Source organism: Ancylobacter sp., from assembly GCF_965279025.1.
GTDB lineage: Bacteria > Pseudomonadota > Alphaproteobacteria > Rhizobiales > Xanthobacteraceae > Ancylobacter.
Genome location: NZ_OZ257132.1, coordinates 3,062,852 through 3,075,585, shown reverse-complemented (window position 1 = coordinate 3,075,585; position 12,734 = coordinate 3,062,852). Strand labels below are relative to the sequence as shown.

General features: G+C 67.0%; 15 protein-coding genes. 2 read left to right on the top strand and 13 right to left on the bottom strand.

Features of this window, described 5'->3' with window-relative positions; genetic code table 11:
- The first annotated feature begins 57 nt into the window (after positions 1-57).
- Positions 58-390 (top strand): DUF2934 domain-containing protein, encoded by a 333-nt coding sequence (locus ACQY76_RS14140; protein ID WP_428029373.1) that lies wholly within the window; start codon positions 58-60, stop codon positions 388-390.
- A gap of 97 nt (positions 391-487) precedes the next feature.
- Positions 488-1,648 (top strand): ROK family protein, encoded by a 1,161-nt coding sequence (locus tag ACQY76_RS14135; RefSeq protein ID WP_428029372.1) that lies wholly within the window; start codon positions 488-490, stop codon positions 1,646-1,648.
- A 6-nt stretch (positions 1,649-1,654) separates the two neighbouring features.
- Here the strand turns inward: ACQY76_RS14135 and ACQY76_RS14130 are convergent, their stop codons facing one another.
- From ACQY76_RS14130 to ACQY76_RS14070, 13 genes are all read right to left on the bottom strand, one after another.
- On the bottom strand, positions 1,655-2,059 hold the full coding sequence (locus ACQY76_RS14130) for a low affinity iron permease family protein (RefSeq protein WP_428029371.1): 405 nt from the start codon (positions 2,057-2,059) through the stop codon (positions 1,655-1,657).
- Between the two features lie 177 nt (positions 2,060-2,236).
- Positions 2,237-2,422 carry a DUF3008 family protein gene (locus ACQY76_RS14125; protein ID WP_428029370.1) on the bottom strand — a complete coding sequence of 62 codons (186 nt, stop codon included), beginning with the start codon at positions 2,420-2,422 and terminating at the stop codon, positions 2,237-2,239.
- 73 nt (positions 2,423-2,495) lie between these two features.
- Positions 2,496-3,002: a ferritin-like domain-containing protein gene (locus tag ACQY76_RS14120; RefSeq protein WP_428029369.1), complete on the bottom strand. Its 507-nt coding sequence runs from the start codon at positions 3,000-3,002 to the stop codon at positions 2,496-2,498.
- Between the two features lie 140 nt (positions 3,003-3,142).
- The gene (locus ACQY76_RS14115; protein WP_428029368.1) at positions 3,143-3,547 is read right to left on the bottom strand and encodes a hypothetical protein; all 405 of its coding nucleotides are present in this window, start codon (positions 3,545-3,547) and stop codon (positions 3,143-3,145) included.
- A 79-nt stretch (positions 3,548-3,626) separates the two neighbouring features.
- Positions 3,627-4,595 (bottom strand): carbohydrate kinase family protein, encoded by a 969-nt coding sequence (locus ACQY76_RS14110; protein WP_428029367.1) that lies wholly within the window; start codon positions 4,593-4,595, stop codon positions 3,627-3,629.
- Between the two features lie 22 nt (positions 4,596-4,617).
- The gene (locus tag ACQY76_RS14105) at positions 4,618-6,054 is read right to left on the bottom strand and encodes a mannitol dehydrogenase family protein (protein ID WP_428029366.1); all 1,437 of its coding nucleotides are present in this window, start codon (positions 6,052-6,054) and stop codon (positions 4,618-4,620) included.
- Between the two features lie 89 nt (positions 6,055-6,143).
- Entirely contained in the window at positions 6,144-7,142 is a 999-nt protein-coding gene (locus ACQY76_RS14100; RefSeq protein ID WP_428029365.1) for an ABC transporter ATP-binding protein, read from the bottom strand.
- Positions 7,143-7,152: 10 nt separating this feature from the next.
- Positions 7,153-7,983: a carbohydrate ABC transporter permease gene (locus ACQY76_RS14095; protein ID WP_428029364.1), complete on the bottom strand. Its 831-nt coding sequence runs from the start codon at positions 7,981-7,983 to the stop codon at positions 7,153-7,155.
- Between the two features lies 1 nt (position 7,984).
- A complete protein-coding gene (locus ACQY76_RS14090; protein ID WP_428029363.1) occupies positions 7,985-8,857 on the bottom strand; it encodes a carbohydrate ABC transporter permease in 873 nt (290 codons plus the stop codon).
- A gap of 235 nt (positions 8,858-9,092) precedes the next feature.
- Positions 9,093-10,409: an ABC transporter substrate-binding protein gene (locus tag ACQY76_RS14085; RefSeq protein WP_428033015.1), complete on the bottom strand. Its 1,317-nt coding sequence runs from the start codon at positions 10,407-10,409 to the stop codon at positions 9,093-9,095.
- Positions 10,410-10,600: 191 nt separating this feature from the next.
- Positions 10,601-11,560, bottom strand: coding sequence for a sugar-binding transcriptional regulator (locus ACQY76_RS14080; protein WP_428029362.1), 960 nt, complete (start codon positions 11,558-11,560; stop codon positions 10,601-10,603).
- Positions 11,557-12,246 (bottom strand): HAD family hydrolase, encoded by a 690-nt coding sequence (locus tag ACQY76_RS14075; protein ID WP_428029361.1) that lies wholly within the window; start codon positions 12,244-12,246, stop codon positions 11,557-11,559. Before ACQY76_RS14075 ends, ACQY76_RS14080 begins: the two co-directional genes overlap by 4 nt.
- Before the next feature lie 70 nt (positions 12,247-12,316).
- On the bottom strand, positions 12,317-12,733 hold the full coding sequence (locus ACQY76_RS14070; RefSeq protein WP_428029360.1) for a DUF6691 family protein: 417 nt from the start codon (positions 12,731-12,733) through the stop codon (positions 12,317-12,319).
- Position 12,734: the final 1 nt, after the last annotated feature.

Sequence of the window (12,734 nt, the reverse complement as noted above, 5' to 3'; positions counted from 1 at the left end):
GTGGCGCAGCGTTGCCGGACGGTACACGCTGCAGCCATCTGTTGCAGGGGACCCGCCATGACCGAGCGAGAGACGCGTATCCGTGAATGGGCCTACCGGCTTTGGGAGCAGGAGGGATACCCCCATGGCCGCGATGGGGAACACTGGTTCCGCGCTGTCGAAATCGTGCTGCAGGAAGAAGGCCAGCCGGCCCCGGCGACGGTAGACGCCTCCACCGAGGCGGCTCCTGAGGCCGCGCCTCCGGCTGCTGGTGCAACAACCGCACCCGAATCGGGGGTCTCGGTCGCCGCTGCCAAGCCAAAGGCCACGAAGGCCCGCAAGGCCGCCGCAGAGCCCAAGATAGCCGAAGCGCCGGCTTCCGTGACGCCCTCCGGCCGCAAGCGGTCCTGATCCGCACCTGGCAAGGCCGGCTCGCAGGGCAATGGAACGCCCCGTCCCTTTCGTTCGTTCATGACGACACGCAACGAATGGGCGGGGAGAGACATCAATGTCCAAGACGGCAGCACGCAAGGCCGGGCCTTTGCCGCCCGAGGTCGCGGTTCACGGCGCCTCCACACTGCCGCAGGTCAAGGTCGACGGGTTCAATGCCCAGTTGCGCGACGAGGACGGTTTCATCGGCGACCGCGCCCGCCGCGCCGCCTTCTTCGAAATCTTTGACCGCTGGCGCGATCTGGGTGACCGCAAGCTGTCGGTGCTCGGTGAGAAGCCCACCGCCGAGCTTTCCAAGACGGAGATCGACGAGGCGCTGGCCGAGGGCAAGCCGCACGAGCAGGCGATCATTCACAGCGCCATCGAGGAATATGCGCAGGAGCTGTTCTCCGTCGTCCGCCGCTTCCTGCGCACCAAGGAATGGCGGGACACGCAGCGCATCGTCATCGGCGGCGGGCTAAAGGCGGGCCGCTTTGCCGAGATTGCGGTCGCCCGCACGGAATTGCTGGCGCGGGCCGAGGGCATCGACATCGAGATGCGCCCCATCCGGCACGATCCCGACGAGGCCGGTCTCATCGGCGCCGCCCATCTCGCGCCGAGCTGGATGTTCGCCAGCTTCGACGACATTCTCGCCATCGACATCGGCGGCACCAACATCCGCTGCGGCATCGTCCGGCTCAACCTCGACAAGGCGGACGACCTGTCGAAGGCCCGCGTGCGCTCGTTCGAGCTCTGGCGCCACGGCGACGACGACCCGAGCCGCGAGCAGGCGGTCCAGAAACTGGTGGGCATGCTCGAAAAGCTCATCGCGCAGGCGGAAAAGGACGATCTTCGCCTGGCTCCCTTCATCGGTGTCGGCTGTCCGGGCTCCATCGCCGGCGATGGTACGATCGAGAACGGCGCCCAGAACCTGCCGGGCAATTGGGAGAGCTCGCGCTTTCACCTGCCGGCGGCACTGTGGGACGCGATCCCATCGATCGGCGGCAACGAGACCACCGTGCTGATGCACAATGATGCTGTCGTTCAGGGGCTGAGCGAAGTGCCGTTCATGCAGGATGTCGACCGGTGGGGCGTGCTCACCATCGGCACCGGCCTTGGCAATGCCCGCTTCACCAACCGCCATCTGAGCGAGAAGGCGAAAGCGGGCGAGAAAGCGAGCGACGACAAGGAAAGGGACGCGCCGTCGCAAGGCGGCAAGAAGGCGGGCGGAAAAGACTGATCGCCGCTACGGGGCCGGCGCCGGTGGTTTGCCGGCGCGCGGCTTCGTGGCGCGGGGCGGGGCACTGGGGCGGCGCGGCGACGGCGAATCGGTGCCGTCCTGCCCGCCCTCCCGCTCGCGGCGGGCGAGTTCCTCATATTCGGCGCGGATCTTTTCCAGCGCGGTATCGTCCAGTTCCTCGAGATCCAGCAGAACCCGCCGCGTACCTTCGGTGCGGGCGATCAGTTCGTCGATCTTGATATGAAGCGCCGCCGTGTCGCGGTTCTGGCTGTTCTGGATCACGAACACCATCAGGAAGGTGATGATCGTCGTCGAGGTGTTGATGATAAGCTGCCACGTGTCGCCGAAACCGACGAAGGGACCGGTGAGCGCCCAGATGACGATGAGCCCGGCCGCGCCGGCGAAGAGCACCGGCTTGCCCGCCTGCGCAGATACCCATTGAGAGAACCGGGTAAACAGGGAACGCTGAGGCTTGCCACGATCTGGAACGCTTTCCGGCATCGAATTTCCCCTGTCAAACGCCGGGAAAAACGCACCGGCAGCGGCGAGGTTCCGCCCGCTGCCGCCGTCTCTCGTTCTCTAAGTTGATCAGTGGTCGACGCGGTCAGGCTTGCCCTTGCGCGAGGTGCCGGCGAGTTCTTCCAGCTCGCTCTCTGTCATGGATGTCTCCATGGACTTCGAGGCACCCCTCAGTTCGCTTTTCTTGGCGTCGCCGCTCTTGGCGGCAAGGGCCGCACCGGCAGCCTTCTGCTGGGCCTTCGATTTGGCGGGCATGAAAGCCTCCCTGCCATAAGCGACCGGCACCGATCCCTGCTCTCTGTCACAAGGATCGGCGCCACGTCGACGGTCATTCCGCCGCGTGCAGATTGACCCGCGATTCCGCCAGCTTGGTCAGCTTGGCATCCGCGTTCTTTTCCTCGTCGAGGTTCCGGGCGAGCACGCTAGCGCAATCAGGGCGACCCAGCAGCTTGGCCCAGGCGACCAGCGTGCCATAGCGGGTCATCTCATAATGCTCTACCGCCTGCGCGGCAGCGATGAGCGCGGCGTCGAGCACCTGGTCATCCGCCACCTCGCCGGAAATTTCCTCGGCTTCGTCGATGATGCCGTCGATCGCCGGGCACGTTACCGCCTTCGCCTCGACACCATGCATCTTGAACACCTCCTCGACACGCAGGATGTGGCCCTCGGTTTCAGACAAGTGATTCTGGAAATCGGCCTTGAGCTGCGGATCGGTGGCCTTCTCGATCATGCTCGGCAGCGTCTTGGCGATCTTCTTCTCCGCATAATAGATGTCGCGAAGCGTATGGACGAAGAGATCGTCCATGGTCTTGATGTCCTTTGAGAACAGTCCCATGGTAAATTCCTCCTGGTAATTGGTCGTCAGGACCTCTTCACATGGTCCCTGCTGGGGGGAATGAGCCTTCTCCCGCGTGAGACAGAAGAAACACGGTTGCCTCGTGCAACGTTCCCGCGATCACATCTTTTTGGGCGTGGCTACATCGGTGCCGGAACCGGGTCGCGCGGGGGAAGGTCGACCGGCGGGGCGATCGGCTCATCCAGCGGCTCGGTGACATCGGGGGTGATGTCGGGATCCTGATCCGGCGGCATGAGTGGCTCATCTATCCCCGGCTGAGGGCGGTCCGCCGGCGGCTCGCGCGGCGGCGGCATGGTGGGGATGGATGCGGCCTGCAGCCCCTCGCGCTGCGGCACGGGCGGCGCCGGCCAGGGGTCGCTGACCGCGGGGGGAACGGGATCGCGGATCTCCGGCACGTCGGGATCCTGGATCGGCGGCTGCACTGGATCGTGGATCGGCGCCGTATCGGGCACCGGATTCGTGCCCGGCATGGGAACGCCGCCGGGAATGTCGGGTGTCGTGGGGGCGGCCTGGTGGGCGATCATGAAGTCTTCTCCCGTTTGCCTGTCTGGCTCAACGCCTCCCGCGAGCGGGGGGTTCCGGGGAAGAATTCGTCACGCTGTGTCAGTACAACTCGGCAAGCTCGCGGCGCCAGGGCGGGTTGGCGCCGACGCGGGTGACGGAAATCGCCGCCGCGGCCACCGCAAAAGCCAGCGCGGCCTCAAGCGCCTCAGTGGAAAGCGCGGCCAGGGCCGCCGGCGTGGCCAGCCCCTGCTCGATGAGCGCGCACAGGAAGGCAGCGTTGAAAGTGTCGCCCGCGCCCACCGTGTCGGCGACGGCGACGGCCTGTCCCGGCACCGCCACGTCCAGCCCCTCACCGAACGCCCGGGCCCCCTCCGCTCCCAGCGTGATCAGCACGAGGCACGGGCCCATGGCGCGGATCGCCTGCGCCTGCGCCGCAAGGTCGCCCGGCCCGGTAAGCCAGAACAGGTCTTCGTCCGAGAGCTTCACCACATGGCTGAGGCCGATCAGGCGGAGGATGCGGGCGCGATAGGCAGCCTCGTCGCGGATGAAGCCGGGGCGGATATTGGGGTCGAGCATCATCAGCCGCCCCTGCCCGTCGCCCGCCGTACGCGCTGCCAGCGCCTCCATCGCGGAACCGACAGGCTCGCCGACAAGGCTGATGCCGCCGAAGAACAGCACGCGGACCTCGGGCGGAAGGTCGGGAATATCGGCCGGCGTCAGCATGCGGCCGGCGGTGTTCTCGTCGAGGAACAGATAGCGGGCCTGCCCCTCCACCAACGTGACGAAGGCCAGCGTCGAGGGACGTTCGACGGGGATGCACAGGCTGGCATCGGCGCCCGCCGCATCGAGTGCCGCGCGCAGTTGCTGGCCGAACATGTCGCTGGACAGCCCGTACCAGAAGCACGTGGACACGCCGAGCCGCGCGGCGGCAATGGCGGTGTTGAACACCGCGCCGCCCGGCAGCGGCAGGAAGGCCTGCCCCTCCTGCGTCGGGCGCGGCACCATGTCGATCAGCGCTTCACCGGCGCAGAGCAGGACCGGCGTGGAGGGGGTGGCGGGTGCGGACATGGTGGACCTCGGGACGCTCGGATCAGCCCGCGAGATAGTCGGTGATCACCGCCCGGGCGCCTCTCGCCCATAGCGCGTCGAGCGCCACCGCGAAAGCCGCCACGACCTCGGCATCCTGACCCAGTTCGCCGTAAACCTCGCTCATGGCAAGCCAGACTGCCGGATGCTCCTTGGCCTTCACGGCGCGGGCGGTCAACGCGTCCCAATTGGGGTCATTGGGCTCGATCACCGCGCCGCTGTCGCTGGTGCCGGCGCAGTAGCGGCACCACAGGGCGGATTCGAGGATCAGCCCCCTCGGCAACCGGCCGGCAGCGCGGTTGTCGCGAATGGAGGGGACGATGAATTTCGGCTGGCGGTTGGAACCGTCGAGGCAGAGCCGGCGCACCGTGTCCGCCACCTCTGGGTTGGCGAAGCGCTCGCGGATAACGCTGTGATAGGCGCCGAGATCGGTGTCGGGCACCGGCGGCACGATGGGGATGATCTCCTCGCGCTCCACCTTGTCGAGGAAGGCGGAGATGAGCGTCTCCTCCATCGCCTCGTGCACCAGCCCGATATCCATGAGCCCGCCGGGATAGGCGATGATGGCGTGGCCGCCATTGAGGATGCGGATCTTCATCGCCTCATAGGCGTGCACATGGTCGGTGAAGATCACGCCGACCTTTTCCAGCGCCGGACGGCCGGCGGGGAAATGATCCTCCAATACCCACTGGCGGAACGGCTCGCACGTCACCGGCACCGGGTCGTCGAGCCCGAACGCCGCCGCCATGGCGCGCTCGCGCTCCCCGGTAGCGGGGGTGATGCGGTCGACCATGCCATTGGGGAAGGCGACACTCGCCTCCACCCACGCGGCGAAGTCAGCATCGAAAAGCTGCGCCAGCCCCACCACCACCTGCCGGGTCACGTCGCCATTGCCGGGAAGGTTGTCGCAGGACATGACGGTGAAGGGCAGCACGCCCGCCGCCCGTCGGGCTTTCAGCGCGGCGAGGATGGCCCCGAAGGCGGTCTCCGGCGCGGCGGGGTTTGCGGCATCGGCGCGGATCGCCGGCGCGCCGGTGTCGAGCCGGCCGGCCGAATCCATGAAATAGCCGCCCTCGGTAACCGTGAGGCTGACGATGCGAATCTCCGGCGTCGACATGGCGGCGATGAGCGCGCCATTGCCGGGCTCGACGGGGAGAAAGTCGATCATCGCGCCGATGCGGCGGGCACGGCGGCCATGGGGGTCGAGCTCGATGACGGTCGACAGGCAGTCCTGCGCCTTCAGCGCGTCGCGCATCGCCGCATCGGCCGGACGCACGCCGGCGCCGATGATCGCCCAGTCATGAGCCTCGCCGAGGGCGAACAGATCGTCGAGATACACCGCCTGATGGGCCCGATGAAAATTGCCGAGGCCGATATGCACGATGCCCGGGGTGAGGCGGGCGCGGTCATAGGCGGGGAGCGTATAGGCGGGGGTCGTCATCTCTTAGTCTTCCGGTTGTCGCGCCGTGCCGAGGCCGGGGCGACGTTGAAGGCGCGGCGAAGTCAAAGGCGCGGAACGAGCGATGCGTTTCAGGCGAGGGCTTTGCCCTGTGCATCGAAGCGGTGGAGCTTGTCGGCCTGCGGGGCGAGACCCACCTGCGCCCCATGGCGCAGCGGCACGTCGCCGCCGACGCGGACATTGATCTGGCCGATGCCCGCCACATCCACCTTGAGGAAGGTGTCGGAGCCGAGATGCTCGCACAGGCCGACCGTGCCCTTCCACGGCCCGTCATCGGCGATGTCGATGTGCTCGGGGCGGATGCCCAGCGTATGCGCACCGTGCTTGGCGGCTTCCGGCCCCTCGACGAGGTTCATCTTCGGGCTGCCGATGAAGCCGGCAACGAACAGGTTGGCGGGGGAATGATAGAGTTCCAGCGGGCTGCCTACCTGCTCGATGCGCCCGGCGTTCAGCACGACGATGCGGTCGGCCATGGTCATGGCCTCCACCTGATCATGGGTGACGTAGACCATCGTGGTCTTGAGCGTGTGGTGAAGCTCGGAGATTTCCTGCCGCATCGACACGCGCAGCGCCGCGTCGAGATTCGACAGCGGCTCGTCGAACAGGAACGCCGCCGGCTCGCGCACGATGGCGCGGCCGATGGCGACGCGCTGACGCTGGCCGCCGGACAATTGGCTCGGCTTGCGGTCGAGATAGGGGGTGAGGTTCAGCACCTTCGCCGCCGCCTGCACCTTGCGCTCCTGCTCCTCGGCGGAGGCGCCGGCCATGCGCAGCGGGAAGGCGATGTTCTTGGCCACGCTCATATGCGGGTAGAGCGCGTAGCTCTGGAACACCATGGCAAGGCCGCGCTTGGCCGGCGGCAGCCGGGTGGCATCCTTGCCGTCGATCGAAATGGTGCCCGAGGACGTGTCCTCCAGCCCGGCGATGAGCCGCAGCAAGGTGGACTTGCCGCAGCCCGAGGGTCCGACAAACACCACGAACTCGCCATCGGGGATGACGAGGTCGATCCCCTGGATGATCGACACGCCGCCGAAGGACTTGCGGACTTCGGTCAGAACGATCTCGCCCATAAGTCTCTCCCTATTTCACGGCGCCGAAGGTCAGCCCGCGCACGAGCTGCTTCTGGCTGAACCAGCCGAGGATCATGATCGGCGCGATGGCCATGGTGCTGGCTGCCGACAATTTGGCGTAGAACAGCCCTTCCGGGCTGGAATAGCTGGCGATGAAGGCGGTGAGCGGCGCGGCACTGGCGGCGGTCAGGTTCAGCGTCCAGAAGCTCTCGTTCCAGGCGAGAATGACGTTGAGCAGCAGCGTCGAGGCGATGCCCGGCACCGCCATGGGCGTCAGGACATAGAGAATTTCCGAGGACAAAGTGGCCCCGTCCATGCGCGCGGCTTCAAGGATCTCGGCCGGGATTTCCTTGAAGTAGGTGTAGAGCATCCACACGATGATCGGCAGGTTCACCATGGTGAGCACGATGACGAGGCCGGTCTTGGTGTCGAGCAGGCCGGCGTCGCGGGCCAGCAGGTAGATCGGCACGAGGACACCCACCGCCGGCAGCATCTTGGTGGACAGCATCCACATCAACAGGTCCTTGGTGCGCTTGCCCGGCACGAACGCCATCGACCACGCCGCCGGCACCGCGATGATGAGCCCGAGCACGGTCGAGCCGACGGAGATCACCACCGAATTCCAGAAATGGGCGAGGTAGTCGGAGCGCTGGTTCACCGTCTCGTAGTTTTCCAGCGTCCAGTCGAAGAACAGGAAGGACGGGTGCGAGCTGATCGCCTCGCCCTCGGTCTTGAACGAGGTGAGGAACGTCCACAGGATGGGGAAGAAGATCAGCAGCGCCACGCCCCAGGCGAGGACGGTGACGAACGCCTTGCGGCCCTTGGTAGCCTCGCGTGCCATCTCATGCCTCCAGGTTCTTGCCGATCATCCGCATCAGGAAGATCGCGACGATGTTGGCGAGAATGACGGCGACGATGCCGCCCGCCGAGCCGAGGCCGACGTCGAATTGCAGCATGGACTGCATGTAGACGAGGAAGGTGAGCGTGGTGGAAGCCGTGCCCGGCCCGCCATTGGTGGTGACGAGGATTTCGGCGAACACCGACAGCAGGAAGATGGTCTGGATCAGCACCACCACCGTCATCGCCCGCATGAGGTGCGGAATGGTGAGGTGCACGAACCGCCAGAGCGGGCCGGCGCCGTCCATTTCGGCGGCTTCCATCTGCTCGCGGTCGAGGCTCTGCATCGCGGTGAACAGGATCAGCGTCGCGAAGGGCAGCCACTGCCAGGCGACGATGGCGATGATGGAGGCGAGCGGCGCGTCGGCGAAGAAATCGATGGGCTGCAGGCCCAGTCCCCGCGCCAACGCGGCGAAAAGCCCGTTCACCGGGTTCATCAGCATGTTTTTCCACACCAGCGCGGAAACGCTCGGCATGACGAAGAACGGCGCGATGACGAGGATGCGCACGATCCCCTGCCCCCACATCGGCTGGTCGAGCAGCACCGCCAGCGCGACGCCGCCGACCACGGTGATGACCAGCACGCCGAGCACCAGGGTCAGCGTGTTGGTCAGCGCCGGCCAGAAGGCGGGATCGGTGAAGAAGTAGGTGTAGTTCTCGAAGCCGGTGAATTCTTCCGTTCCCGGCATCAGCAGGTTGAAGCGCAGGAAGGAGAAATAGATGGTCATGCCCAGCGGCACGATCATCCAGAGAAACAGCAGCACGACCGCCGGGGAGAGCATCAGCCGGCCGGCAATGCGTGAGGCTTGCGTCGCCATGGAGGGTCTCCCTGGCCGGAGCGCACGCCGGCGCAGGCCGCCGCGGGCTCGGGTGGACGGAACGGATCAGAGTATCAGGCGACGCCTTGGCGCCGACATCTCACCCTTTGAGGGGAGGTCCCGACACGGCGCGAGAGCGGGAGACACCCGCGCCGTGTCGGGAAACAGCCCGGCGCGGGCGGGCGCCGGGCGGACCTTGGGGCCACCGCTTTTTCGCGGCGGCGCGGAGAGGCGCCTACTTCTTCGGGTAGCCGGCGCGGGTCATTTCGCGCGTGGTGAGCGCCTGCGCGGAGGCCAGCGCCTGGTCGGCGGTCGCCTTGCCCGCAAGCGCGGCCGAGAACTGCTGCCCCACCGCCGTGCCGATCGCCTGGAACTCGGGAATCGCGACGAACTGGCCGCCCGTATAGGGCACCTGCATGTCCGACGGCTTCTGGGTGTTGGCCGCCTCGATCGCCGTCAGCGTCATCGCCGCGAACGGCGCTACCTTCAGATATTCTGGGTTCTTGTACAGCGAGGTGCGCGTGCCGGGAGGCACGTTGGCGATGCCGTCCTTCTCCGCCACCAGCTTGGTGTAGGCCGGCGAGGTCGCCCAGGCGACGAAGGTCTTGGCGGCTTCGGCCTTCGAGGTCGTCGCCGGAATGGCGAGGTTCCACGACCACAGCCAGTTGCCGTGGTTGCTGCCGCCCTTGCGCACCGGCGAAGGGGCGAAGCCGACCTTGTCGGCGACCTTCGATTCCTTCGGGTCGGAGATGAAGGAGGCGGCGACGGTGGCGTCGATCCACATGCCGCATTTGCCGGTCTGGAACAGCGCGAGGTTCTCGTTGAAGCCGTTGGAGGACGAGCCGGGCGGGCCGTATTCCTTCATCAGGTTCAGATAGGTGTCGAGCGTCTTCTTCCACTCGGGGCCGTTGAACAGCGGCTTCCACTCCATGTCGAACCACGCGCCGCCCATGGAATTGTTCATCGAGGTGAGGAACGCCATGTTCTCGCCCCAGCCGGCCTTGCCGCGCAGGCAGATGCCGTAAATGCCGGCGCCCTTGTCGGTCATCTTCTTGGCGGCGTCGGTGATGAAGTCCCAGTCGGGATTCTCGGGCATCTTCAGCCCGGCCTTCTCCAGAAGGTCGGTGCGGTACATCAGCATGGAGCTTTCGGCGTAGAATGGCACGGCGTGCAGCTTGCCGTCGACGGTGAGGCCCTGTGCCACCTGCGGCAGCAGATCGGCCTGGTCGTAATCGGCGCCGAGATTCTCCAGCGGCATCAGCCAGCCCTGCTTGGCCCAGATCGGCACTTCGTAATTGCCGATGGTCAGCACGTCGTACTGGCCACCCTTGGAGGCGATGTCGGTGGTCACGCGCTGGCGCAGCACGTTCTCTTCCAGCGTCACCCAGTTAACCTTGATGTCCGGGTGCAGGGCGTTGAATTCGGGCGTCAGGCGCTGCATGCGGATCATGTCGCCATTGTTCACGGTGGCGACGGTGATGGTGGTCTGCGCCGAGGCTGTGCCCATCAGGGCTACCAGCAGCGAGGCGCCCGCGAGGGTGCGGGATGTCACGTTCATAGCTTCCTCCCTTCGGCGTTTTTGAGCAAATAATCGCCGTATGGGCAAATACTCACGCGCACCCCGGCGGGCGTCAAGTGAATTCGATGCTGCACGCGCGAGCATGCCGCCCGTCTTTCGTCGGACAGATGCCTTGTGGAGGTAACTTGTTATGAATTCGCCGCCGCTTTATTGGGCAGCACGGCTCAGCCGGCCAGAATCCCGGCGGCGGTCGGCTCGTCGGTCACCAGGCCGTTGATGATGCCGGAGGTGAGCGCCGCCCGCAGCGCCACCACCTTGGCCGCGCCGGCGGCAATGCCGATGACCGGGCGCTCGGGATGAGCGATCTCCACCCGCACGCCGGTGAGGCGCCGGTTCAGCGTAAGGTCGAGATAGCGCCCCTGCCCGTCATAGATCCACCCGGCGACCTCGCCGGCCGCCCCGGCGCGCTGGATTTCGTGCAGTTCGTCCGGGGTAAGGAAGCCGTCGGTCATCAGCGGCGCGTCCTCGGTCATCTGGCCGACGCCGACAAAGGTCACGTCCGCCGCCTGCGCCAGCCCGCGCACCTTGCGCACGGAGCCGAGCGACTGGAGGGTGCGGTTCTCTTCCACCGTATCCACCAGCACCGGCACCGGCATCGGGTAATGCGGCGCTCGCACCTTTTCGGCGAGGCGCATGATGACCTCGAAATACGAGGCCGAACCGTCCAGCGCGATATTGCCGAGCAGCGAGACCAGCCGGTGCTGCGGCGCCTCCACCGGGCTCAGCGCGTCCACCATGCCGCGCAGCGCCCGCCCCGTGCCGAGCGCGATGACGCGCGAGCGGGTTTCCGCCAGCACCCGTTCCATCTCCTCGGCGGCGGCAGGCGCTATGGAGCGCACCGGGTCGCGCGACGGGCCGAGGCCTGGCATCACCCGGCAGCGCACGAGGCCGAATCGCGCGCGCAGCGTCGCTTCCAGTTCCACGCAGCGCGCGAGGTGGTGGTTGAGCCGCACATGGATGAGCCCGGCGCCCACCGCCCGGCTGACCAGACGCTGCGCCCGCTGGCGCGACAGCCCCATCTCGCCGGCGATCTGGTCCTGGGTCAGGCCGCCGACATAATACAGCCAGGCCGCCCGCGCCGCCTGGTCGTCGATGGTTGCGTCGGGGTCGGGCGTCATGTTCATGTCGGGCCTGCCGCATCCGGCGCGTGGAAGAGATCGGGCCGCGCCGCCCGGATGTCCGAGAATGCGGCGAAGCGCCGATGCGGCGTTACCTCGGCGGGCAGCTTCATGTCCATGGCGGCAAAATGACCGCCGCCGACGAAATGCCAAACCTCCATGCCGGCGGCAAGCGCGGCGGCGACCCCCGCCGCGCTGTCTTCCACCACGATGCAGAACGCGGGGTCCGCCCCCATCTGCTTCGCCGCATAAAGGAAAAGGTCCGGCGCCGGCTTGCCCCGAGCAACCTGAGAGGCGGTGAAAGCGCGCCCGGCGAACACCGCGTCCAGCCCGACGATGCGCAGCGACGCCGCAAGGCGCGGCGGGCTGGACGAGGTGGCGAGGCAGAACGGCACGCGCAGCCCCGCCAACGCCTCGACCGCGCCTTCCATGGGGCGCAGCTCGGCCTCGAATGCGGCCAGCAGCCGGGCGCGATAATCCTCCTCGAAGCGTGCCGGCAGGTCCACGCCGAAGCGCGCCTTCACCTCGGTCCGGATGATGGTGTGGGCGCGGCCGATGAAATGCCGCGCCACGAAGCCCACGTCGACGGCGACACCGTGACAGGTAAGCTCGCCAACAAGCGCGCCGGCAGCGAGCACCTCGCTGTCGATCAGCACGCCGTCGCAATCGAAGATGAGGAGCGCGGGCTGCATGCAAGCGGTCTAGCCCTCCCCCCGCCCGCCGTCCAGCGGCGGCAGGAGCGTCCAGCCCGCGCGCCCGGCCTCAGCTCTTTCGTTCGCCGATCAGGCGGGCCGCCCACATGCCGGCCAGCAGGGCGGGGATGAACGCCAGCGTGCCGGGGGCGGCAAGGGCCAGCGCGGTGAAGGCCGGGCCGGGGCAGAAGCCGCCCAGCCCCCAGCCAATGCCGAACAGCGCCGGCCCAACGATCAGCCGCGCATCGATATCGGTGCGGGCCGGCAGCTGGAAACGCGGCGCCAGCAGCGGCCCGCACCGCGCCACTACCAGCCGGTAGCCGATGAAGGTGACGATCACCGCCCCGCCCATCACGAAAGCCAGCGAGGGATCGAACGTGCCGAACGGATCGAGAAAATTCAGCACCTTGGCCGGATTGGTCATGCCCGAGATGATGAGCCCGAAGCCGAACAGCAGGCCGAGGCCGAGATTGACGAGGATCGACATC